This is a genomic window from Pantoea sp. X-Soil-TKNS-1279 (assembly GCF_059730565.1).
Map to the genome: position 1 here is coordinate 2,230,974 of NZ_AP035948.1, position 23,418 is coordinate 2,254,391.

The following is a 23,418-nucleotide window of genomic DNA, read 5'->3' on the forward strand; positions in this document are numbered from 1 at the left end:
TTTAACAACTGCCGGTGAGACGGGCTTTTTGCACCCTTTGCGCGGCAATGATTTGTGCCATGTTGGTGCAGTTGTGCGCTGAAATCGTGCAAGCAACATTCCACAACGCCTTTTCATGGGCGTAGCACCAGGGATAATGCTAAGGTGTGGAGTGGAACCTGAAATCGTTTAAGGAACAGTGAGATGATTATTTTTGTTACCGGTGCGACGGCCGGTTTTGGTCAAAGTATCACCCGCCGCTTCATTGCTACAGGTCATAAAGTGATCGCCAGCGGACGCCGCGTTGAGCGTTTGCAGGAATTGAAAGACGAACTGGGCGACAATCTCTACACCGTACAACTGGATGTGCGCAACCGTGCCGCTATCGAAGAAGCTATCGCCGCACTGCCGGCTGAATGGCGCAATATCGATGTGTTGGTCAACAATGCCGGTCTGGCGCTCGGTATCGAACCCGCGCATAAAGCCAATATCGAAGATTGGGAAAATATGATCGACACCAACAACAAAGGTTTGGTGTACATGACGCGCGCCCTGCTGCCCGCTATGGTGGAACGCAACGTTGGCCATATCATTAACATTGGTTCGATTGCCGGAAGCTGGCCGTATGCCGGTGGCAACGTCTATGGTGCAACTAAAGCCTTTGTGCGCCAGTTCAGCCTGAATTTACGTACCGATCTGCACGGCACCGCGTTGCGCGTAACCGATATCGAACCGGGTCTGGTGGGCGGTACGGAGTTTTCTAATGTGCGTTTCAAAGGTGACGACGGTAAAGCCGATAAGGTTTATGAAGGGACTACCGCACTGACCGCCGAGGATGTCACCGAAGCGGTATACTGGGTGGCGACGCTACCGAAGCACGTCAATATCAACACGCTGGAAATGATGCCGGTAACGCAAACCCTTGCGGGTTTGAAGGTACATAAGGACTAAAAATCCCTGGCGGCGCGATAAATCGCGCCGCTACGCGAAACTCAGGCCCGTCCCCAGCCAGCGACAATAATCAGCATGCCGCTCAAGGCAATCAGCGCCCCGGCCCAATCCCACGGGCTGAGTTTTACCCCATCCACCACACGTAGCCAGATCAACGCGGTCAACACATAAACGCCACCGTAGGCGGCATAAACGCGACCACTGGCCGCCGGATGCAGGGTCAGCAACCAGACAAACAGCATCAGGCTGGCCGCCGCAGGCAGTAACAACCATGCTGTCGCGCCCTTCTTCAGCCATAACCACGGCAGAAAGCACCCAACAATTTCCGCAATCGCAGTTAAAAAAAACAGCAAGGTGGTTTTCACCAGCATAAAAAGTCTCTCAGAAGTCTCAACAAATGCCTCACCACTGGTGAGTAAAGAAGCAGCGATGATATACTACCGGGCATTGTTGTTACAGCCACCATCGCGATGGTGCTGGCGTTAACTAAAGGAAAAGACGATGAAAAAATTGTTTCCCGCACTGCTTGCCGCGGTACTGACTTCCAGCGTGTTGCTGGCTGCCCCACTGGCTTCAGCGCAAACCGATCGCCTGATCATTGAAAACGGCAACAGCGCGTCCAGCAATGAGGCGGCACGTCAAAGCAAGGAGCAATGGAATGACACCCGCAACCTGCGCAATAAAGTGAATACCCGCGTCGAGAAAGAGTTTGATAAAACCGATAAAGCGTTTGATAGCCGTGATGCCTGCGAGAAAAGCTACAACGTTAACGCCTATTGGGAACCCAACACGCTGCGCTGCCTTGACCGTCGTACCGGCCGTATCGTCACGCCATAAGTTGCTGACGCTGCTATAGTTATCAAGGGAGTTCAAACCAAAGGAGTGTGTGATGAAAAAGCGTCTTGCCGTGATGTTGCTGTCCCTGCTGGCGTTACCGATGCTGGCGCAGGCCTCCTGCGAAAGCGTTAAAGCAGAGATCAGCAAGAAACTGGTCAGTAACGGGCTGGCTGAATCGGATTTTACACTGGAAATCGTCCCTAACGATCAGGCCGACCAGGCGGGTGGTCAGGTGGTAGGCCATTGTGAAAATGACACCCAGAAGATTGTTTACAAGAAGCTGAGTCGCGACGCACAAAGCAACGTCCCGAATGATGCTGGCAGCTCACACGATACACCACAGTAAACGATCGTAGCGGCGCGATTTATCGCGCTGCTACGGATTAATCCTCGTTCTCCGGCCGCTGGTGCGGCATCAGCCAGGCGATCCACAGCGTCAATGCGGCAATCAACAACGCCACCACGAAAACCCAGTGCAATGAGCTGGCAATTTGCGTAATCCATTCCTGTAAAGTACCGTGCGGTAACGCCTGACGGCTCTCGTGCGACATGATTTTTTGCATCGGATCGCTGGCCTCCGGTAAGCGACGCATCAGATTGTAATTCAACACCGCCCCCATCAACGCCGTACCAATCGCTGAACCCAGCATCCGACTGAACATGATCGAGGCAGTGCAAATACCGCGAATTTCGTAATGCGCGTGATTCTGTACCGAGACCAGAAAGGTCGTACTGGTCATCCCCATGCCGGTACCGATGACAAAGGCTGTCAGCCCCGCCTGCATCAGGCCGCTGTCGGCGCGCAGCAACAGCAATAAGGCGCTACCGGCAATCAGCAGCAATGCGCCCAACTGCGCGGTAAATCGGTAAGACATGACCAACATCAAACGGCCACTCAGGGTGCTGGCAAGCGGCCAACCAATTGACATCATTGCCAGCGCACTGCCCGCTTGCAACGGCGTACCGCCAGTAATTCCCTGAATCCAGGTTGGCAGGAAGGCACTGATCCCCATCATCGCTGCGCCAATGATCAGATTTCCGGCATTCCCCGCCACAATCAATCGACTGCGCCAGATAGCCAGCGGAAACAACGGCGCGCTGGCGCGTTGTTCATGGCGTTTGAGGAACACAGCGGCGATCAACGCCAGCAGCAGAAATAGCAGCAACCAATAGCCCAGCACTTCGGCCTGCAATAAGGCGATTAACAGCGCGCTGACGCTGATCATCAACCAGGCACAGCCGGTTATATTCAGCGAACTGTGCTGCCGCCGTTCCCGCGCTGGTAGAAAACGCGCCAGCAACAGCATCGAGATCAGGCCAATTGGCACGTTGACCCAGAAAATCACCGCCCAGCTAAAGTGCTGCACCAGCCAGGCCCCGCTTAACGGGCCGAGTATCGCCGCCACGCCCCAGACGCTGGAAAGCCAACCTTGCACGCTGGCACGCTCGCGCGGTGAATAAATATCCGCCACGATGGTGGTGGTCAACGGCATGATGGCACCCGCGCCTAAACCCTGAAACGCACGGAACAGAATCAGCCAGGTCATGGTATGGGCGAAACCGCACAGCACCGACCCAATAAGAAACAGCGAGACACCAATAAAAAACAGCGTCTTACGCCCCCACAAATCCGCCAGGCGACCATAAAGCGGCACAGTGACCGCCTGCGTCAGCAGATAGATAGAAAAGACCCAGCCAAAATGCGAAAACCCGCCCAGGTCGGCAATGATGGTTGGCATCGCGGTGGCGACGATGGTGACCTCAATTGCCGCCATAAACATCGCCAGCATGCAGGCCATCAGGATCCAGTGGCGGTTACTCGTTTGAATTTCTGCGCTCTCAGTCATTTTTCTTCCTTCCTTTGTCGTAATCCTGGCCGAATTTTTTAGCCGTCGATTTCCTCTGCGTGCTCCGCATGTGTGACGGCGTCACAAAAAATCGATGAATTTTTTTTATTGAGGATTGTGCCTTATTTCACGCGGTTTAAGCCGGTTTTTTCCTCTTTTCTATCTGTCTGATTTTCCCCTAAAAACTGGCGTGTCGCGATTAACGTTGCTATAGGTCTAAAACCACTTTCCCGATTCTCACTGGAAAAGTGGCACTAGATAGTCGTTTTATCTGTAATCAGGCAATTTTGGTTGTTTTTCACGAATCAGGGAGACATTCGCTATGCAAAACGCATCGCTCGCCCGACGAACCGGGTTAGCCGTGCTTGCCATTGTGCTGGTGGTGGGCCTGTTGGTTTGGGGGCTTGGGCTGGATACCCTGCGCGCCCGTAGGGTCGATCTGATCTACCTTGGGCAGCAGCACCTGTTTCTGGTGTTTTGGTCCATGTTTTTTGCGCTGCTGGTCGGCATCCCCAGCGGCATTCTGCTAAGCCGCCCGTTTGCCCGCGGTTGGGCTGAATACGTGATGCAAATCTTCAACGTTGGCAATACGCTGCCGCCGTTAGCGGTACTGGCACTGGCGATGGTCATTGTCGGCATCGGCGATCGTCCGGCGTTGATTGCGCTGTTTCTCGCCTCTCTGCTCCCCATCGTGCGTAATACCTATGCCGGACTGAGCGCGGTTCCCCCCTCGCTACTGGAAGCCGCAAACGGTATTGGCATGACGAAATTTCAGCGCTTACGTCAGGTGGAAATTCCCAACGCGTTGCCGGTCATTCTCGCCGGGGTACGCATTTCCACCGCCATCAATGTCGGCACTGCGCCACTGGCGTTTCTGATTGGCGCCAGCAGCTACGGCGAGCTGATTTTCCCCGGCATTTACCTCAACGACTTCCCGACGTTGATCCTCGGGGCAGTGGCAACCGCCCTGTTCGCCCTGATCCTGGACATGCTGTTAGCGGCGCTGGGACGTTACCTCAGCCCGCATGCAGCGGCATAACAACAGGAGTTTCGTGATGGCCACTGTCAACCGATTAGCAAGCTGGATAAAACGCAGCGCGCTGATTCTGACCGCAACCCTGGCGCTTAGCCAGATGGCTGCTGCTGCCACACCGCTGGTGATGGCGACCAAAAGTTTTACCGAGCAACACATCCTTTCTGCCATGACGGTAATGTGGCTGGAAAAGAAAGGGTTTCAGGTAATCCCGAAAACCAATATCGCGACCACTATCGGTCGTAACGCAATGATTAACAAACAGATTGATATGACGTGGGAATACACCGGCACCTCACTGATCATCTTCAATCACATCACCAAACCGATGTCGTCGCAGGAAGCCTATAACACGGTGAAACAGCTCGACGGCAAGCTGGGACTGGTCTGGCTCGACCCGGCACCCATGAACAACACTTATGCCTTTGCCATGCAGCGCGCCAGGGCTGACAAGGAAGGCATCAGTACGATGTCGCAGCTGGTGGCAAAGCTGGAGCAGATTCGTAAAACCGACCCGGACCATAACTGGAAACTGGGCCTGGACCTGGAGTTTGCCGGGCGTTCAGATGGCCTTGTTCCGCTGCAAAAAGCCTACAACATGCCGCTTGACCGCCCACAGATTCGGCAGATGGATCCTGGGCTGGTGTACAACGCCGTCAAAGAAGGCTTTGTCGATGCGGGGCTGATCTACACCACCGATGGGCGAGTAAAAGGCTTTGATCTCAAGGTACTGGAAGATGATAAGCACTTCTTCCCAAGTTACAACGTCACGCCAGTGGTGCGTAAAGATGTGCTGGAGAGCCATCCCGGACTGGCGGCAGCGTTGAATCAACTGTCACCGCTGATTACCGACGCAGCGATTACCGAGATGAATAAACGCGTCGATATCGATCACCAGTCACCTGAACAGGTTGCGCGTGATTTTCTCAAATCAAAAAACATGCTGTAAGGAGGCGTGATGGATACCCTGCATTACATCATGGATAACTGGGACAGCCTGCTGGCTCTGACATGGCAACATACCTGGCTGGTACTGGTGGCGGTCGGTTTTGCCATCTTAGTTGGCGTCCCGCTGGGGATTCTGATTGTGCGCTTTAAATGGCTGGCGACGCCGGTTTTGGGCATCGCCACCATTGTGCTGACCATTCCAACTATCGCGCTGTTTGGTTTAATGATCCCGTTGTTTTCGCTGATCGGTCAGGGAATTGGTGCCCTGCCTGCCATTACCGCCGTGTTTCTCTATTCGCTGCTGCCCATCGTGCGCAACACTCACACCGCACTGGAAAACCTGCCGCCGGGTCTGCGTGAAGCAGGTCGTGGTATTGGCATGACCTTCTGGCAGCGTTTGCGCTGGGTTGAAATCCCCATGGCACTGCCGGTGATTTTTGGCGGTATCCGCACCGCCGTGGTGATGAATGTCGGTGTGATGGCAATTGCTGCGGTGATCGGCGCGGGTGGTTTGGGTTTACAGCTGCTGGATGGTATCAGCGGCAGTGATGTTCGTATGTTAATTGCCGGTGCGTTGATGATTTGTTTGCTGGCTATTGTGCTTGACTGGCTGCTGCACCGTTTGCAGTCAGCGCTGACTCCAAAGGGGATTCGCTAATGATCAAACTGGAAAACCTGACGAAAACCTTTACCCAGAAAAACGGTACGACCTTTAACGCCGTTGATAACGTCAGCCTTGACGTTCCCGCCGGGGAAATGTGCGTGCTGCTCGGCCCTTCCGGTTGTGGCAAGACTACTACGCTGAAGATGATCAACCGTTTGATCCCGGCGACCAGTGGCAACATCCTGATTAACGGCGAAGATACCAGCGCCCAGGATACAGTGACGCTGCGCCGTAACATCGGATATGTGATTCAGCAAATTGGTCTGTTCCCGAATATGACCATTGAAGAGAACATCACCGTGGTGCCGCGCATGTTGGGCTGGGATAAAAAGCGTTGCCGTGAGCGTGCCACTGAACTGATGAGCATGGTGGCGCTCGACCCGACGAAGTTTCTGCATCGCTATCCGCGTGAGATGTCGGGCGGTCAACAGCAGCGCATTGGCGTGATCCGCGCACTGGCAGCAGATCCACCGGTGCTGCTGATGGACGAACCTTTTGGCGCGGTCGATCCGATTAACCGTGAGGTGATCCAGAACGAGTTTCTTGATATGCAGCGGCAGTTGAAAAAGACCGTGATGCTGGTCAGCCATGACATTGATGAGGCACTCAAGCTGGGCGACCGCATCGCGGTGTTTGGTCAGGGAAAAATCGTTCAGTGCGCCAGCCCGGATGAGCTGCTCGCAAAGCCCGCCAACGACTTTGTTGGATCTTTTGTCGGCCAGGACCGCACGCTGAAACGTTTGTTGCTGGTACAGGCGGGCGATGTCACCGATCAACAACCGACTATCACCGTGCAGCGCAGCACGCCACTCGCGGAGGCCTTTATCACTATGGACGACAACGATATGCGTTCAGTGACGGTGGTCGATAACGACGGTAAACCGCTGGGATTTGTCAAACGCCGCGAAGCGCGTGGTGCCAGTGGTCGCTGTGAAGAGATGTTGCATACCTTCACCGTCACCGGCAAGGCGGAAGAAAACCTGCGCGTAGTGCTGTCGAAGTTGTATGAACATAATCTGGTCTGGATGCCGATTGTCGATGAAGAGGGCCGCTACAGTGGCGAAATTTCGCAGGATTATATTGCGGATTATTTGAGCTCCGGCCGGACGCGACGGCGGTTAAATCCCTGAGAAGGGATTAACCTTGCATTCACCTGATCTGACAATAACACCCGCTTTATCCGTTATTTGTCAGATCAGCTATCTACCTGGTTGCTGTTGCCAGGTCGCTGCTGTCCGGGCTAATCAACGAAGCGGGTGTTGCTGTTGCTTCAGTTGCTCCTGTTGATGTAATCATATTCATCCTTAATTAAGATTAAGTGAGTGCGTATAAGGTCAACATTAAAACCGAATGTTGACCGTATTGGCTCTTCATTATTCAATAATCAGGATAATCAAATGCTGATTTTTATCTGAGTATTCTCTTCATGTTGCGCTCTGGCACTGACACTTAATGTGACTCTTCTGCTGCTGAAGCGAGGGGCTGATGACTTTGCTCCGAGGGCAAAATCACGTTCAGCACAATCGCCAGAATCCCGCCGGTTGTCACCGCATGACCAAACAGATTGGTTACCAGCATCGGGAACTGTTTCAGCACATCCGGCACGGCTTCCACTCCCAGGCCCAGGCCGAAAGAGACGGCCACAATCAGCATTTCGCGGCGACCCAGCGGCGACTGTGTCATTACCCGGATACCGGCAGCCACCACGCTACCGAACATCACCAACGTCGCTCCGCCCAGCACGGGGGCGGGAATTTGCTGTAACAGGTTGCCAATCACCGGGAAAATACCCAACAGCACCAGCATCAAACCAATCACCATCCCCACATAACGACTGGCGACGCCGGTCATCTGAATCACGCCGTTGTTTTGGGCAAACGTGGTGTTGGGAAATGCGGAGAACATCGCGGCCAGCACGCAACTGATACCATCAGCCAGGATACCGCCTTGCAGGCGGCGCTGAAAGCCCTCGCCCTCAATCGGCTGACGCGATAACAGGCAATTGGCAGTTAAATCCCCGACCGCTTCGATCACGCTGATCACCGATACCAGCGCAATCGGCACAAAGATCGCCCAGTCAAAATTAAAACCAAAGCGGAAGAAGCCCGGCATCACCAACCAACTGCTTTCGGCCATCGGTTTAAGTTGCAGATGGCCGGTCAGGGCGGCGGCGATACAACCCACTGCGATGCCCGCTACCACGGCCACTAAGCGCGCCCAGCGATTACGCGAACGATTCAACGCCACAATCACCAGCAAGGTCAACGCCCCCAACGCCAGATTCCACGGAGCGCCGAAATCGGCAGCATTGTGACCACCCGCCCAGTCGGTGATGCTGACCTTGATCAGGCTGATACCAATCAGGGTTATCACCGTACCGGTAACTACCGGCGTCAGTACCTTACGCAACGGCGCAATGCAGCGGCTAATCAACATCGGGATTAATGCGGCTATCAGGTTGCACCCGAAAATCATCGCCATAATGTCTTCTGGTGAACCGCCCCGCGCTTTCACCATCAAGCCACCGGATAAGATCACGCCAAGAAACGCAAAACTGGTGCCTTGCAGGCAGATCATCCCGGCACCGATACCCATAAAACGGCGCGCCTGAATAAAGGTTCCCAGTCCTGAAACCAGTAACGACATGCTAATCAGATAAGGAATGTAAGCCTGTAACCCCAATACCGAACCGATAATCAGTGGTGGCGTGATAATGCCCACCACGCTTGCCAGCACATGTTGCAGTGCGGCAAAAAATGCGGGGGCTGGGCCAATGCGTTGTTCCAGCCCATACAGCAAACCTTTTTCATCTGAGTGCGACATAACGGTGCTCCGGCAGTAAATTCATCAGACCAGCTGATGCATGAATCACGCCAGAGCAATAAGATTCAGTGATATTTTTAACATATCATTGAATTTAAAAGAGATTAATCAACAAAAAAATACGACTGAATCTGCAACCTTAGATTCAGTCGATTATCATTTGCCACTTTTCGTTTCATCATGCCGCAGGTTTTGCACTGTCGTTGTGCGCAACATGCGTCGCAAGCAAGGATAGATCGAGATAGCCGCTTAGCTCTCGTTGCTCGGCACGGGGTAAGTAAGGCAACTCACCTAACAAAGGGGCATTCAGTTTTTCACTCAGTACATCAATGATTTCAGCATAATGCGCCAGGCCGGGGTTGATACGATTTGCCACCCAACCGACCAGCGGTAAACCATCCTGAGCCACTGCCTCTGCGGTCAGTAAAGCGTGGCTGATGCATCCCTCTTTGATGCCCACCACCAGCACAACCGGTAATTGCTCCTTTTTGACCCAATTTGACAGCGGTTGCAGATCATTCATCAGGCTGCGCCAGCCGCCTGTGCCCTCCACCACCACATGCGGCGAACGTTCCTGCAATGCGGCCAGTCCCTTACTCAGCAACGGGTAATCAATTTGGTGCGTTGGGCTGGTGCTGATTTCATCCTCTTCCAGGGTAATGGGGTTAATAGCGGCATAAGGTAACGCCAGGCCCGAAGCCTGCTGCAACAGCAGCGCATCTTTGTTGCGTAAACCCTCAGGGGTGGGTTTAGCACTTTTGGCAATAGGTTTATAACCTACGGCGCACTGACCATTCTGTGCAAAGCACTGCAACAGCGCGCGAGAAACCACGGTTTTGCCCACCGCGGTGTCGGTACCGGTGATAAAGAGTGTTTTCACCCTTCCTCCTTCGTTTAGCGATGTGAACCAGAGGTGACGAAGGAGCAGTTTAAGGAAATGTCGTTCCTGACAGATTGCGTTAGAACAAACTTAAGGCGGGCGGATTAGCCCTGAAGCAGTTTTATCAGCAGATAACCGGAATAAAGGGCATCTTTCACTAACGCCGCGGCACCTAATGTGCCGGGATCGTTAAACGCGGTGGGAGCCAGTTGGATTTCATCGCTATAGGCCGGTAACGCCTGCTGACGGATGGTGCTACTCACCGCAGGAAATAGCACGTCGGCGGCCAGATTCAGCGGCGAGCCGATAAGAATTTGTCGCGGGTTGAAGATATTCACCATCATCGCCAACATGCGACCGATATGGTGCCCGACACCGGCAATCACATCACTCGCGAGACGGTCCCCCTCCTGGGCGGCCTGACACAAGGCTTCAATGGTCAGCGGCACACCGTGCAAACGGCTTTCCGGCTGAGCGGGTAAACGCTGCGCTGCCAGGCCGAGCAGGCTACCGATGCTGGCCACGGTTTCCAGACAGCCATGATTACCGCAGTAGCACTGCTGACCATAGGGATCAATCTGGGTATGGCCAATTTCCACCAGCGCCCGCCCGCTTTTGTGCAGCAGTTGCCCGCCAGTAATCACCCCGGCACCCACGGTTTCATCAATCACAATCTGGATGACGTCCTGCGCACCGCGCGACGCGCCAAACAGCGATTCGGCCAGCGTCCAGGCGGAAATATCGTGCTGGACAAACACCGGCACGCCGGTGCGTTGCGACAGGGTTTCGCCCAGCGGCATATCCTGAATGGCGTAACCGGGCATACGATGCACCACCCCCGAGGCCGCATTGATCAAGCCGGGTAAGGTGATGGCGATGGCTGTCAGACGCTCAAGCTGTTTCTGATGGCGAATAAAGAAGGCATCAACCAGCTCCTGTAACTCCTGCAACAGCGGTTTGTCCGGGCTGGCAATCAGTGGCAGACGATCTTCCTGTAAGGCACGACTGCTGAGATCGCGTAATGTCAGGGTGATGTAACCCGGTTGAATGCGGATTGCCAGATAGTGCCAGGCAAGGGTATCGAGAACCAGACCAATAGCCGGACGGCCACGGCTGCCAGGCTCCTGAAACTCGGTTTCCTGCACCAGATGCGCGTCCAGCATTTCACGCACGATTTTGGTGATGCTGGCGGGAGCCAGTTGAGCACGTTTGGACAGTTCAATACGCGAAATCGGGCCGAAATGATCGATCAGTCGGTAAACCACGCCTGCGTTGGTCTGCTTTATTTGGTCAATGTGGCCAGGTTGACTGTCCAGATTCACGCCCTGCTCCCGGTTATTTTCGCGCTTCTAAATAAATAGCAACTATGGTGCGGCAGATTGGCGGATAGCGCCAAATATTTGATTAGATATGTGATTTGTCGCACATATTGTCGGGCTGTTTTCGCACGGTCTGGCTTAAGTTTCAGCGTTACGTTGTAACAGCTTCATCATATTTGCCATTTGCGCACTCGGCTCGCGCGTCGCTGACCACACCAGCCACACTTCAGACAACGCATCAGCCTCATGCAGCGGTAACCACACTACATCGGCGAGCCGTGCACGACGGAATGAGGCCGGTAAAATCGACACTCCCAATCCGGTAGCGACCAGGCCGAGGATGGTCATCGCTTCCCCGACTTCCTGGGTAATAAAGGGTTTGATCTGGTAGCGGTGCAGCAACGCCAGAATCTCGCCATATAAGGCGGTGCCCCCAAGTGGATCGAAAAAGACAAAAGGTTCGTTCGCCAACGCCTGAATCGAGATAGCCTCGGCATCGGCCAGTGGATGCGCCCAGTGCACCACTGCACACAAGGGTTCGCGCAGCAACAGCTGATGCTGCAAATCACTCGGTAACGGCGTATTACGCATCACACCGAGATCGAGACGCCCTTCGTGCAGCGGTGCCAGTTGTTGTCGGGTGTTAATCTCCTGCATCTGGATATGCACGGCCGGCCAGCGCTGGCGGAAATGGTAGAGCGCATCAGATACCAGCCCGGTAAAGGGGGCTGAGGAGGTGAAACCAATGCGCAGTTCCCCTTCCTGACCGTTATGGAGTCGCGCCGCACGGCTGGCCGCCTGTTCGACCTGAAGCAAAATCCCACGCGCATCCTGCAAAAATTGCTGCCCGGCGGGGGTGATCTGCACGCTGCGATTGGTGCGGGTGAACAGTTGCGCGCCAATTTCCTGTTCCAGTTGCTGAATCTGTTGGCTGAGTGGCGGTTGCGAAATATTGAGGCGGAGGGCCGCGCGACCAAAATGCAGCTCTTCAGCCACTGCAATGAAATAGCGAAGATGACGGAGTTCGACATTCATATTTTAAACGTCTCATTCGAGATTATTAATATATTGTACAACCTATTATCACTTTCCTACGATAGCAATACCTTTTGAAATTTGAGGATTTTCCGTGAGTCGCTCTTCTCAGGCGGTGACACTTGATGAGGACGAAGTGTCCGTCGTGCCTGCTTCTGCTCCAGCGTCAGTAACATGGATTGAACGCGGTTCGCCGCAATTTATGCGTGTTACCCTTGCCCTGTTCTCGGCTGGTCTTGCCACTTTTGCCTTGTTGTATTGTGTCCAGCCGATTCTGCCGGTGCTCTCCCAGCAGTTTGGCGTTTCGCCTGCGGCCAGCAGCATCTCGCTGTCGTTATCCACCGGCCTGATGGCGCTGGGTTTGCTGGTCACCGGGCCGCTCTCCGACGCCATTGGTCGTAAGTCGGTGATGGTCACCGCATTGATGCTCGCCGCGTTATGCACCGTGATTTCCGCCATGATGACCAGCTGGCACGGCATTCTGTTGATGCGTGCGCTGATTGGTTTGTCGTTGAGTGGGGTCGCTGCGGTGGGCATGACCTACCTGAGTGAAGAGATTCATCCGCGAGTGATCGCCTTTTCCATGGGCCTGTATATCAGCGGCAACTCGATTGGTGGCATGAGCGGTCGTCTGCTGACCGGGGTATTGACCGACCTCTTCTCGTGGCGCATCGCCATTGGTGTGATCGGCTGTTTTTCGCTGGCATCGGCGCTGATGTTCTGGAAAATCCTGCCGGCTTCCCGTCATTTCCGCCCGGCTTCATTACGTCCGCATAATTTGCTGATTAACTTCCGCCTGCACTGGCGCGACAAAGGCCTGCCGTTGTTGTTTGCCGAAGGTTTCCTGCTGATGGGCGCATTTGTCACCCTGTTTAACTACATTGGTTATCGCCTGCTGAGTGCGCCGTGGTTTCTCAGCCAGGCCGTGGTCGGTTTGTTGTCGGTGGTGTATCTGACCGGGTCCTGGAGTTCACCCAAAGCCGGAGCCATGACCAGCCGCTTTGGCCGGGGGCCGGTGATGATTACCGCCACGGCGATCATGCTGTGCGGCCTGCTGCTGACGGCGTTCAATACCTTGTGGATCATCCTGCCGGGTATGATGCTGTTTACCGCCGGATTTTTTGCCGCCCACTCGGTTGCCAGCGGATGGATCGGCCCACGCGCCCGTCGGGCAAAAGGCCAGGCCTCGTCGCTCTATCTCTTCAGTTATTATGTGGGTTCCAGCGTTGCCGGTACGTTAGGTGGCGTGTTCTGGCACAGTTTTGGCTGGGGCGGTGTGACCGCGTTTATCAGCGTGTTGCTGGTGCTGGCCTTGCTGGTCGGCTGGCGTTTGCAGTGCCGCCAATTGTAATTCTCTCCATCAGTATGCGGGGCCACGGTGCCCCGTTTCCCCTCGCGTAATCACACCTGTCGGCAAACTTTCAGTGCCAGTGAAAACAAAATAGCAATCGCTGGCTATAATTTATTCTATTCCAAAAATAGTTAGATTTTTTCTTTCACAGCAACGAGGAAGCCAAATGGAACTTTACTATTACGTCGATAAATACGCCGGCTATAACGACAATCATGTGGTACATGCAACGGGTTGTCCTTTCCTTCCTCCCGACGCCGCAAGGCGCTTTCTTGGCACTTTTTATACCGCTAACGCTGCCATTCAACAGGCGCGCAAGTTTTATCCTTCTGCACTGGGCTGTGAACATTGTTGCCCAATTACGGTAAAAAAAAACCTGACCACACAGAATAGCGTGGCGCTAAAACACATGGGCTGACTCTGATATTCCCAGTCTGAGACGGCCCGCGACGTTGCGCCATTTTGTTAAGTTTTCCTGTGGCATTTCGCTATGTTAGACACCAATAATATTGCTTCAGGTTGAACGCTCATGCGGGAAAAATACGCAACGTCGCAAATCGCCCTCCACTGGTTGACCCTGTTATTAATCGCTGTTGCCTATACCACCATTGAGCTACGAGGTCTGGCGGCCCGCGGTACGGTTACGCGCAGCCTGATGATCATGACGCACTTTAGCTGTGGCGTATCGGTGTGGGTGCTGATGCTGCTGCGTGCCGCATTACGTCATCGTCATACATCGCCTGATATCAATCCCGCACCACCACGCTGGCAACATATGCTCGCCCATCTGATGCATTTCCTGCTGTACGCGCTGTTTCTGACGTTACCGATACTCGGCGTTGCCTCGAAATATCTCAATGGTCGTCCCTGGCAGGTATTTGGCTTGTCGATGCCGGTGAGCAGCACACCGAATTTCGACCTCGCCGATACCTTGATTGGCTGGCATGAAACCCTGGCACCGCTCGGCTACTGGCTGATTGGCCTGCACGCCGTCGCCGCACTGCTGCATCACTATATTCTGAAGGACAACACGCTGATCCGCATGATGCCTGCGCGCAAGCGCAACCCGTAACGGCGCGATGGTTCTGACGATAACCCCAGGCTATCAACCTGGGCGTTGGTGATAAAAAATATTCAGCAATAAAATACGGTTAGATGGTTTCCCTCAGCGTATTAATCCTCCACAATAGGCATAATTTGTGACAAAGGTCACTTTACATCGGGCCTTTCGCCCCTCATTTGCTGCCTGACTGATCTGAATTTCATGCAATCAACAACCGTCTCCCGTAAAACGGCCTGGCTACGCGTCGTGTTGCTGGCCATCGCCGCTTTTGTCTTCAATACCACCGAGTTTGTGCCGGTCGGCTTACTGTCAGATATCGCCGCCAGTTATGCGATGAGAACGGCAGATGTCGGCATCATGTTGACCATTTACGCTTGGGTGGTGGCGCTGCTGTCGCTGCCGCTGATGCTGCTGACGCGCAATATTGAGCGTCGTCTGCTGCTGTCGATTCTGTTTGTGTTGTTTATCGCCAGCCATGTGCTCTCCTCGGTCGCCTGGGATTTCACCTCGCTGGTTATCTCCCGCATTGGTATCGCGCTGGCACATGCGGTGTTCTGGTCAATTACCGCCTCGCTGGCCATTCGTGTCGCGCCGGCAGGTAAGAAAACCCAGGCGCTCAGTATGCTTGCGACCGGTACGGCGCTGGCGATGGTGCTGGGCGTGCCGATTGGTCGCGTTGTCGGCCAGTATCTCGGCTGGCGAACTACCTTTGGCATGATTGGTTTGTCTGCGCTGGTTTTGCTGGTGCTGCTGGCACGTATTCTGCCGCGCCTGCCCAGCGAGCATACCGGGTCACTCAGCAGCGTGCCGATGCTGTTTCGCCGCCCGGCGCTGGTCAGCATGTATGTGTTGGTCACGGTGGTGGTGACAGCGCATTACACCGCCTACAGCTACATTGAACCCTTTATGCAGGTGGTGGCGAACGCCGGGGAAAACTTCACCACGCTGTTGCTGCTGCTGTTTGGATCGGCAGGAATTATCGGCAGCGTGTTGTTCGGCACCCTCGGCAATAAATATCCTTCGGCACTGCTGATTGCTGCGATTGCGGTGATAACCTTATGCATGGGTCTGCTGATTTTTGCCGCCGTGCGCCCTGCCGCGATTACAACCCTGTGTATTTTCTGGGGCATGGCGATGATGATGATTGGTCTGGCAATGCAGGTGCGTGTGCTGTCGCTGGCACCGGACGCAACCGACGTTGCTATGTCACTGATGTCCGGCATTTATAACATCGGCATCGGTGCGGGTGCGCTACTCGGAAATCAGGTCAGCCTGCATTTGAAAATGGCGGATGTGGGTAATATTGGTGGGTTAATCGGCCTGGTAGCGCTGTTCTGGTGTATCTATATCTTCCGTCGTTATCCGCAGTTACGTTCCAACGGTTAAAAAAAGGGGCTTCAGATAGCCGCTATCTGAAGCCTGTCCCCTCTCGTTATCCCTACTATTTATTTATAAAGCTCTGCGGTGCCATGCAGGTTGTTGTTGCCAGAGGTCGAAGTGATGCGGAAAGACTTTGCTCCCGCCGCGCTCGCCTTCTCCGCCAGTTGATTTTCCAGTGAAGTCAGATCCGTACTGCCAGATGCGCTTACCACACCGATTTGCTGTTGATTAACCGGTGCTTCGCTTACCAGGTCAGCCGCCATTGTACCGAATGCGATTGATGACAGGGCCACCGCGGCCAGGGTCAGTTTAATGCTTTTCATGATCGTCTCTCTTTGCAGATGAAATTGGGTGGGTCGCCATTTAATTAACAACCGTTAAATAAATACTAAATCCAAAGCCGGATGCGCGTCAACTATTTTATTAACGGTCGTTATTTTAATGGGAAGTGGCGTAAGTATGGGCTTCAGCGCGTACCGGGACTTTACCATTCAGGGGATTTTGCTCGGGAAGGCACAAACGGACAAAGTGGTGTTGCATATTAATTTAATGATCGGTAATTTAATAAGCATGTTGAGCTGTAGTGAGGATCTATGAGCCAGATAACTGAACCGACCCTGCGCAAAAGTCGTGGCAGACCTAAAGTCTTCGATCGTGACGATGCACTGGATAAAGCCCTGATGCTGTTCTGGGCACACGGCTATGAAGGCACCTCACTGGCGGATCTGGTCAGTGCCACTGGCGCCAAAGCGCCGACGCTTTACGCGGAGTTTGCTAACAAAGAAGGTTTGTTTAAAGCCGCCATGCAGCGCTATATCGAAAGGTTTAGTGCGCAGCGTAACGCGGTGCTGAATGATGCCTCGCTGGATGTGAAAACCGCGGTTGAGTCCTATTTTCGCGCCACCGCAGCCTGTTTTACCGAATGTGATAAACCCGCTGGCTGCTTTTTTATCTGCACCTCCAGCGCCCTGTCGGCCAGTTCTGAAGAAGTGGCGCACATGCTGGAACAACAGCATCATGCGCAGGAACGGGCCTTGCAGCAGTTCCTTGCCGCACGCCAGCAGCGCGGTGAGTTACCGGCTTGCAGCAATACCGCAACGCTGGCGAGCTTCCTCGCCTGTGTCTTGCAGGGTATGTCGGTGCGCGCCCGTGAAGGCGCAAACCGGGAAGATTTAGAACAGATTGTGGATACGCAGATGGCGATCTGGCCCGCTTTGGCGGGATATTGCGCGCTTAACTAACCTGCCGCTTAAATCCGTCCCCTCATCCCGGCCTTCTCCCGCTTGCGGGAGAAGGAGACGTGCAATAGAGCCTTCTCCCGCTTGAGGGAGAAGGAGACGTGCAATAGGGCCTTCTCCCGCTTGAGGGAGAAGGAGACGTGCAATATGTGGGATGGTTGTGGTTTAAGGCAGGAAAAACATCGGTTTTAGCTCAGCGCTGACCGGGCTGTTATCCGCGTTCGACGGCATCAAATCCTTCATGGACGCCCACCAGCGTTGGCAAACCTCGGTTTGCGCCACCGCCTGCCAGTGGGCTTCCGACTCGATTTCGACACTGGCAAACAGCAGATTGCGTTCCGCATCCAGCCAGATGGCGTAATTACTCGCGCCATGCGCCTTCAGCGTTGCCGCCAGTTCCGGCCAGATGGGTGAATGGCGACGCAGATACTCGTCATGGCAATCCGCATGCACCTGCATCACAAAGGCTCTACGCAACATTGGCGCGCTCCACCTGTAAAGCAGCCTGCCACGGCTGCACCCCAAAACGCTCACCCAACGCAATCAACTGCTCGGTGGTGATACTCTGGCGAATCCCGCCCATCGACAGCGCCTTCACCACCACCTCTGACGACTTCTCGGCGGTGTCGATCAACCCAAAGGTTTCATCCAGCGTCGGTCCGGCCCCAAAAATACCGTGGAACGGCCACATCACCAGGCTGTGCGTCGCCATCTCATCCGCCGTGGCCTGGCCGATACCATCGGTGCCCGGCACCATCCACGGCAGAATACCCACGCCATCCGGGAACACCACCAGACACTCGGTGCTGCCTTCCCACAGCAGACGGGTGAAACGTGCCGCATCCAGTTCCACCACGTAGCTCAGCGCCATAAAGTTGGTTGCATGGCAATGCATAATCACGCGGTCTGCACCATCGCTCACCTGTTTGCGTACGCTATGTGACTGGAAATGTGCCGCCAGCTCTGAGGTTGGCAGCCCACCGTTGCTCAGCCCCCAGTAGATTTTGTACGACAGCCCTTTATCATCCACCTGCAACAACACCAGGCTGTCAGCCGGATCCAGTTGCACATTGCGGAAAAACTTGCCGGAACCGGTCACCAGAAACCAGTCGTTCGCCAGCGCCGGGGCGGGTTTACTCAGCTCGATACAACGCGGTTCAGCATAAAAGTCGGCAGCATAAGGCTGCACCTCGTCCGGCAGCAGGCGCAGGCTGACGTTACCCCCGTTGCGCTCATCCCAGCCCTTCAGCCACATATCGCTGGTCGCTTTAACCATTCCCTGTACAAACGCAGAAGAAAGAATACTTTGCATGGTGTGTCCCTTAACGTTGAGCCAGAATTTGTTGTTCATAGTGACGGACATCGCTCAGCCAACTGGCGTCGGCCGGGACATCGTGACGCAGGCACCAGGCCTCCCAGACTGCCTGCCACGGCAGCGACTTTTGTTCTTCCAGCAAGGCCAGACGGGCGGTGTAGTCCCCTGCTGCCTCCAGTTGGCGTAATTGATCCGTTGGCTCCAGTAAGGCACGCAGCAACGCTTTCTTGGCATTGCGCGTACCAATCACCCAGGCGGCGATGCGGTTGATGGAAGCATCAAAGAAGTCGAGGCCGATATGCACTTTGTCGAACAGTTTCTGGCGGGCGATTTCATGGGCGATCGCTTGGGTTTCATCATCCAGAATCACCACATGATCGCTGTCCCAGCGTACCGGACGGCTGACGTGCAGCAGCAGGCGCGGCACATACAACATGGCGGTAGAGATTTTGTCGGAGATCACCTCAGTCGGATGAAAATGGCCCGCATCCAGCGTCAGCGCCGTCTGGCGGCTACAGGCATAGCCGAGGTAGAACTCGTTGGAACCCACGGTGTAGCTCTCCGCACCGATACCAAATAGCTTGCTTTCCACCGCATCGATATGATGCTGAGGATTAAGTTTTTCGCTGATGATTTCATCCAACGCCGCCAGCAGACGCTGACGCGGGGCCAGACGATCGACCGTCAGATCTTTCATGCCGTCCGGCACCCAGATATTCATCACCGAAGGCGTCCCCAACTGCTCGCCAAAGAAAGCCGAAATGTGGCGACTGGCTTTGCAGTGATCAATCCAGAACTGGCGAATCCCCTTATCCGCGTGGGATAAGGTAAAGCCGTCGGCACTCAGCGGATGGGAAAAACAGGTGGGGTTGAAATCCAGCCCCAACTTATTATTTTTCGCCCATGCGACCCAGTTGCTGAAGTGCGCCGGTTCAATCGCATCGCGCTCCACCGGTTTATCGCTTTCCAGGTAAATAGCGTGCAGATTGAGGCGCTTCGCGCCGGGGATCAGCGACAGGGCTTTGTCGAGGTCAGCACGCAGTTCCTCGGCATTACGCGCCCGGCCAGGATAGTTGCCGGTGGCCTGAATCCCGCCGGTGAGCGCGCCGTGCGGATTCTCGAAGCCGCGTACGTCATCGCCCTGCCAGCAGTGCATCGAGACTGGAATGCGGTCCAATTGTGTCATCACCTGTTCTACATCGACGTTAATCGCAGCGTAACGTTGTTTCGCCAGGTCAAAGGCCTGTTCAATCAGCTTTGTCATAAGCAAGTTCCTTAGCGGGTTGGCTCAGCGCGGCGAAGCGTGCCAGGTTGGCAGCAAAAGCGCTGTTGTTAAGCGGGGCAAATTTTTCTAACGGAAAGTTCTGGCAGATGCAGCGACGCAAATCCGCCACATCGCGCAATTCACCGAGGGCGATCAACTGGCAACCGACATTACCCAACGTTGACGCTTCTACCGGCCCGGCGAACACCGTTAACTGGCAGGCATCAGCACACAGTTGGTTCAGCAGCGGATTCTGACAACCACCGCCCACCACATGCAGTTGACGCAACGGTGACGCACGCAACTGGCCGAGTTCACCCATCACCTGGCGATACAGCAACGCGAGGCTGTCAAAAATGGTACGCGCCAGCGCGGCAGCAGTTTGCGGCACCGGCATCTGCTGCTCCGCACAGGCATCCTGAATTTCCTGCACCATATTGGCGGGGTTAATAAAACGATTGTCATTGGGGTTGATCAGCGCGACACAGGCGGGTTCATCGGCGGCTTGCTGAATCAAGGCGCACAAGTCGCTGATGTGCAACTCGCTGCATACGCGCTGCAACAGCCACAGGCCCATGATATTTTTCAGCACCCGATAACCTTCTGCGCCACCCTCATTAGTGATATTGGCGTCGAGCGCCGCCGGGCTGAGCCAGGGTTGCAGGCTTTCAATGCCCATCAACGACCAGGTGCCTGAACTCAGATAGGCGGCGTCGTCCAGCATCAGCGGCGTCGCCAGCACCGCACTGGCGGTGTCGTGGGTCGCCACCGCGATCACCGGGATATGATGACCGCGTGGGCTGACCCAGTGGCCGACGGTGTTACCCGGTGCGCTGGGTTTGCCGAACCAACTGGCCGGTACGCCAGCCCAGGCGAGTAACTCGTCATCCCAGTCGCCATGAGTGATGTTCAGCAACTGCGTGGTGGTGGCATTGGTGTATTCCCAGTTCAACTGACCGGTCAGGCGATAATGCAGGTAATCAGGGATCATCAACGCATGGCTGACCTGCGCCTGCCAGTCAGGTTGTTGCAAATGCAGCGCGCGTAGCTGGTACAGGGTATTGAATGGCAGAAACTGAATACCGGTGCGCTGATAAATGTTGGATTTACCCAGTTCGTTGATCGCCCGCGCCATCTGGCCGTCGGTGCGGGCATCGCGATAGCTGACTGCCTCGCCGACCCGCTGGCCGTCTGCATCCAGCAGGACGAGGTCCACGCCCCAGGTATCGATGCCAATGCTGTCCGGCACGATGCCTTCTTCATCCAGCTGTTGCAGTCCCTGACGGATCTCCTGCTCCAGCCCCTCCAGATCCCAACTGTCATAACCGGCACGCCGTACGCGCTGATTAGCAAAACGACGCACTTCACGCAGCGTGAGTCGCTGGGTTTCTGTGGTCCATTGCGCGAGCATCACGCGCCCGCTGGATGCGCCTAAATCAATGGCAACAATGTTACGCATACTCATGGCGTGTTCTTCCTGTGATGAGATGCGTACAGAGTAAAAATCCCGCCTTTTCCTCACCTTCCCGTTACTGCCAGCGCGTCAGACCCGCTGGCACCGTGGCAAAGATGTTCGTGAGACAGCTCACAGAACCACACAAGCGCCGAGTTGTGAGCTTTGCCGCATTTTCTGCATCAAGCCCGGAGATCTTGAAAAATTAGCCATTTTCCTGCATCACCCGGTGTGAAATTCAAGGTAAGGTGCTGATCGCCTGAGTAGACTCGGTTACGGTTTTGTTAATAATGAGAGGCGAACCATGACCGTGTTACACAGCGCAGATTTTTTCCCCGCCGGGGAGTACACCATTGCCGTCGAGCCGCGCGTGCCACAGCTGGCCTTCCCCGAACATCACCATGATTTTCATGAGATCGTGTTGGTGGAACAGGGTTCCGGCATCCATGTGTTCAATGGTCAGCCGCAAGCGTTGTGTGCCGGGTGCGTGTGTTTCGTACGCGATCACGATCGTCATCTGTATGAGCAAACCGACAATTTATGCCTGACTAACGTGCTGTATCGCAGCCCGGCTTCGTTTCGTTTTCTCTCCGGTTTGCAGGCGTTGCTCCCGCGTGAGGAAGAGGGCCACTACAGCTCACACTGGCGCATTAACCACAAGGTGATGAACCAGGCATTACAGATCGTGGCGCAGATGAACCAGCCAGGCGTCTGGTCACTGGAGAAACAGGCGCGCCAGGAGCAAGCTTTCCTACAACTGCTGGTGCTGCTGCGCGAGGCCGGTCATAACGAAGAAGCGCAGGACCAGGAAGCTCGCCTGCATCGTTTGCTCGACTGGTTGAATGAACATTACAGTGAAGAAATTGCCTGGGAGGCGCTGGCTGACCAGTTTTCGCTGTCGCTGCGTACCCTGCATCGGCAGATGAAGCAGCAAACCGGCAATACGCCGCAACGTTATCTGAATCGGTTGCGTCTGTTGCAGGCGCGCCACTTGCTGCGGCACAGTGATATGCGCATTACGGATATCGCCTATCAGTGTGGATTTGGTGACAGTAACCATTTTTCCACGCTGTTTCGGCGGGAATTTGGCTGTGCGCCCCGAGCGGAGCGCCAGCAGATGTTGTAACCTGGAGTGCACCCTCATGTCGCTAATATTGACGCGCGAAGACTACTTCCCGGCCCCGAATCTGCCGATTGCGGTGGCCGAACGCCTGCCGCAACCCTCCTTCCCGCCGCATCGACATGAGTTCAGTGAGATCGTTATCGTCTGGCGCGGCAACGGTCTGCATATTCTCAATGACCGACCGTGGCTGATCACCTGTGGCGATGTCTTTTATATCCGCGATAACGACTGCCATAGCTACGACAGCGTCAACGATCTGGCACTGGATAATATTCTCTACTGCCGCGACCGTTTTCAGCTTGGGCTGGACTGGAGCCAGTTGCTGCCACCGGAAGATGCCGCCTGCCCCGGCTGCTGGCGCTTAACCACGCGCGGCATGGCGCTGGCTCGCGGCGTAATCACTCAACTGGAACGCGAAAGCCGCAAAAGCGACTCACTGTCGATCCAGCTCTCCGAAGCGTTGTTTTTACAACTGGCGCTGATATTGCGTCGCCACGGTTACGCCGCGGATCGGCCCTGGGCGTTACCGGAAGGTGAACAGTTGGATCTGCTGATGTCAGCGTTGCAGGGTGCGATTGACCGCCCCTTCGACCTCGCCGTTTTTTGTCAGCAGAATAAATTGAGTGAACGCGCGTTGAAGCAGTTGTTTCGTCAGCAAACCGGCATGACCGTTGGTCATTATCTGCGTCAGTTGCAGTTGTGCCAGGCAAAATACCTGCTGCGCACGCAGGATTGGTTAATCAGTGAAGTGGCCGCGCGTTGCGGTTTTGATGACAGCAATTACTTTTCGGTGGTGTTCACGCGGGAAACCGGCCTGACGCCGAGCGCCTGGCGGCAGCGATTTTTACCGCACCGCCCGGCGCTGATTGGCGCACCGCATTAAGCCCCGGTAACGGCGCGATGCTGGAAAAAACA

25 protein-coding genes are annotated in these 23,418 nt (G+C 54.9%); 14 read left to right on the top strand and 11 right to left on the bottom strand.

What is annotated here, in order from left to right; translation table 11 throughout:
- The first annotated feature begins 183 nt into the window (after positions 1–183).
- The gene (ydfG, locus tag AC6I8N_RS10560; RefSeq protein ID WP_021183203.1) at positions 184–930 is read left to right on the top strand and encodes a bifunctional NADP-dependent 3-hydroxy acid dehydrogenase/3-hydroxypropionate dehydrogenase YdfG; all 747 of its coding nucleotides are present in this window, start codon (positions 184–186) and stop codon (positions 928–930) included.
- A gap of 41 nt (positions 931–971) precedes the next feature.
- Here the strand turns inward: ydfG and AC6I8N_RS10565 are convergent, their stop codons facing one another.
- Positions 972–1,301 (bottom strand): YnfA family protein, encoded by a 330-nt coding sequence (locus AC6I8N_RS10565; RefSeq protein ID WP_021183202.1) that lies wholly within the window; start codon positions 1,299–1,301, stop codon positions 972–974.
- Between the two features lie 130 nt (positions 1,302–1,431).
- Here AC6I8N_RS10565 and AC6I8N_RS10570 point away from each other — a divergent pair, with 130 nt between their 5' ends.
- Both AC6I8N_RS10570 and AC6I8N_RS10575 read left to right on the top strand, forming a co-directional pair.
- Entirely contained in the window at positions 1,432–1,767 is a 336-nt protein-coding gene (locus AC6I8N_RS10570; RefSeq protein ID WP_208723457.1) for a DUF1283 family protein, read from the top strand.
- Positions 1,768–1,819: 52 nt separating this feature from the next.
- Positions 1,820–2,113: a DUF1161 domain-containing protein gene (locus AC6I8N_RS10575; protein WP_021183200.1), complete on the top strand. Its 294-nt coding sequence runs from the start codon at positions 1,820–1,822 to the stop codon at positions 2,111–2,113.
- Between the two features lie 37 nt (positions 2,114–2,150).
- Here AC6I8N_RS10575 and AC6I8N_RS10580 read toward each other — a convergent pair whose 3' ends face one another.
- A complete protein-coding gene (locus AC6I8N_RS10580) occupies positions 2,151–3,614 on the bottom strand; it encodes an MDR family MFS transporter (protein WP_497829011.1) in 1,464 nt (487 codons plus the stop codon).
- A 322-nt stretch (positions 3,615–3,936) separates the two neighbouring features.
- On the opposite strand from AC6I8N_RS10580, the gene AC6I8N_RS10585 reads away from it, so the two are divergent.
- The 4 genes from AC6I8N_RS10585 (at position 3,937) to osmV (ending at position 7,389) form a co-directional block, all read left to right on the top strand.
- Positions 3,937–4,653: an ABC transporter permease gene (locus AC6I8N_RS10585; RefSeq protein ID WP_021183198.1), complete on the top strand. Its 717-nt coding sequence runs from the start codon at positions 3,937–3,939 to the stop codon at positions 4,651–4,653.
- A 94-nt stretch (positions 4,654–4,747) separates the two neighbouring features.
- Positions 4,748–5,596, top strand: coding sequence for a glycine betaine ABC transporter substrate-binding protein (locus tag AC6I8N_RS10590; RefSeq protein WP_497830683.1), 849 nt, complete (start codon positions 4,748–4,750; stop codon positions 5,594–5,596).
- 9 nt (positions 5,597–5,605) lie between these two features.
- Entirely contained in the window at positions 5,606–6,253 is a 648-nt protein-coding gene (osmW, locus tag AC6I8N_RS10595) for an osmoprotectant ABC transporter permease OsmW (RefSeq protein WP_021183196.1), read from the top strand.
- Entirely contained in the window at positions 6,253–7,389 is a 1,137-nt protein-coding gene (osmV, locus tag AC6I8N_RS10600) for an osmoprotectant ABC transporter ATP-binding protein OsmV (protein ID WP_497829012.1), read from the top strand. Before osmW ends, osmV begins: the two co-directional genes overlap by 1 nt.
- A 319-nt stretch (positions 7,390–7,708) precedes the next feature.
- On the opposite strand, the gene AC6I8N_RS10605 is transcribed toward osmV, so the two are convergent.
- The 4 genes from AC6I8N_RS10605 to AC6I8N_RS10620 all read right to left on the bottom strand — a co-directional run bounded on the left by AC6I8N_RS10605 (position 7,709) and on the right by AC6I8N_RS10620 (position 12,316).
- On the bottom strand, positions 7,709–9,082 hold the full coding sequence (locus AC6I8N_RS10605; protein ID WP_497829013.1) for a nucleobase:cation symporter-2 family protein: 1,374 nt from the start codon (positions 9,080–9,082) through the stop codon (positions 7,709–7,711).
- Positions 9,083–9,260: 178 nt separating this feature from the next.
- Complete coding sequence (gene bioD, locus AC6I8N_RS10610) at positions 9,261–9,962, bottom strand: dethiobiotin synthase (RefSeq protein ID WP_497829014.1); 702 nt, start codon at positions 9,960–9,962, stop codon at positions 9,261–9,263.
- Positions 9,963–10,066: 104 nt separating this feature from the next.
- Positions 10,067–11,284, bottom strand: coding sequence for a sugar metabolism global transcriptional regulator Mlc (gene mlc, locus AC6I8N_RS10615; protein ID WP_021183193.1), 1,218 nt, complete (start codon positions 11,282–11,284; stop codon positions 10,067–10,069).
- 135 nt (positions 11,285–11,419) lie between these two features.
- Positions 11,420–12,316 (bottom strand): LysR family transcriptional regulator, encoded by an 897-nt coding sequence (locus AC6I8N_RS10620; RefSeq protein WP_497829015.1) that lies wholly within the window; start codon positions 12,314–12,316, stop codon positions 11,420–11,422.
- A gap of 94 nt (positions 12,317–12,410) precedes the next feature.
- On the opposite strand from AC6I8N_RS10620, the gene ynfM reads away from it, so the two are divergent.
- The 4 genes from ynfM (at position 12,411) to AC6I8N_RS10640 (ending at position 16,116) form a co-directional block, all read left to right on the top strand.
- Positions 12,411–13,667: a multidrug efflux MFS transporter YnfM/SxtP(Kp) gene (gene ynfM, locus AC6I8N_RS10625; protein ID WP_021183191.1), complete on the top strand. Its 1,257-nt coding sequence runs from the start codon at positions 12,411–12,413 to the stop codon at positions 13,665–13,667.
- Positions 13,668–13,833: 166 nt separating this feature from the next.
- Positions 13,834–14,085 (top strand): hypothetical protein, encoded by a 252-nt coding sequence (locus tag AC6I8N_RS10630; protein ID WP_497829016.1) that lies wholly within the window; start codon positions 13,834–13,836, stop codon positions 14,083–14,085.
- Positions 14,086–14,196: 111 nt separating this feature from the next.
- Positions 14,197–14,739, top strand: coding sequence for a cytochrome b561 (gene cybB / locus AC6I8N_RS10635; protein ID WP_497829017.1), 543 nt, complete (start codon positions 14,197–14,199; stop codon positions 14,737–14,739).
- Between the two features lie 192 nt (positions 14,740–14,931).
- Positions 14,932–16,116, top strand: a complete 1,185-nt coding sequence (locus AC6I8N_RS10640) for a sugar transporter (RefSeq protein ID WP_497829018.1) — start codon at positions 14,932–14,934, stop codon at positions 16,114–16,116.
- A gap of 59 nt (positions 16,117–16,175) precedes the next feature.
- Here the strand turns inward: AC6I8N_RS10640 and bhsA are convergent, their stop codons facing one another.
- The gene (gene bhsA / locus AC6I8N_RS10645; protein WP_021183187.1) at positions 16,176–16,433 is read right to left on the bottom strand and encodes a multiple stress resistance protein BhsA; all 258 of its coding nucleotides are present in this window, start codon (positions 16,431–16,433) and stop codon (positions 16,176–16,178) included.
- Positions 16,434–16,703: 270 nt separating this feature from the next.
- Between bhsA and AC6I8N_RS10650 the strand changes: the two genes are divergently transcribed.
- Positions 16,704–17,351 (top strand): TetR/AcrR family transcriptional regulator, encoded by a 648-nt coding sequence (locus AC6I8N_RS10650; RefSeq protein ID WP_208723465.1) that lies wholly within the window; start codon positions 16,704–16,706, stop codon positions 17,349–17,351.
- Between the two features lie 162 nt (positions 17,352–17,513).
- Here AC6I8N_RS10650 and rhaM read toward each other — a convergent pair whose 3' ends face one another.
- Genes rhaM through rhaB form a run of 4 tightly spaced genes read right to left on the bottom strand, consistent with a single transcriptional unit; the run spans position 17,514 to position 21,392 of the window.
- Positions 17,514–17,828: an L-rhamnose mutarotase gene (rhaM, locus tag AC6I8N_RS10655; RefSeq protein ID WP_497829019.1), complete on the bottom strand. Its 315-nt coding sequence runs from the start codon at positions 17,826–17,828 to the stop codon at positions 17,514–17,516.
- Complete coding sequence (gene rhaD, locus AC6I8N_RS10660; protein ID WP_497829020.1) at positions 17,818–18,660, bottom strand: rhamnulose-1-phosphate aldolase; 843 nt, start codon at positions 18,658–18,660, stop codon at positions 17,818–17,820. The genes rhaM and rhaD overlap by 11 nt, the downstream gene beginning before the upstream one ends.
- A gap of 10 nt (positions 18,661–18,670) precedes the next feature.
- A complete protein-coding gene (locus AC6I8N_RS10665) occupies positions 18,671–19,927 on the bottom strand; it encodes an L-rhamnose isomerase (protein ID WP_497829021.1) in 1,257 nt (418 codons plus the stop codon).
- A complete protein-coding gene (rhaB, locus tag AC6I8N_RS10670; RefSeq protein ID WP_497829022.1) occupies positions 19,911–21,392 on the bottom strand; it encodes a rhamnulokinase in 1,482 nt (493 codons plus the stop codon). Before rhaB ends, AC6I8N_RS10665 begins: the two co-directional genes overlap by 17 nt.
- A 292-nt stretch (positions 21,393–21,684) precedes the next feature.
- Between rhaB and rhaS the strand changes: the two genes are divergently transcribed.
- Positions 21,685–22,506 carry an HTH-type transcriptional activator RhaS gene (gene rhaS / locus AC6I8N_RS10675; RefSeq protein ID WP_497829023.1) on the top strand — a complete coding sequence of 274 codons (822 nt, stop codon included), beginning with the start codon at positions 21,685–21,687 and terminating at the stop codon, positions 22,504–22,506.
- 16 nt (positions 22,507–22,522) lie between these two features.
- Complete coding sequence (rhaR, locus tag AC6I8N_RS10680) at positions 22,523–23,386, top strand: HTH-type transcriptional activator RhaR (protein ID WP_497829024.1); 864 nt, start codon at positions 22,523–22,525, stop codon at positions 23,384–23,386.
- The last annotated feature ends 32 nt before the right edge of the window (positions 23,387–23,418 follow it).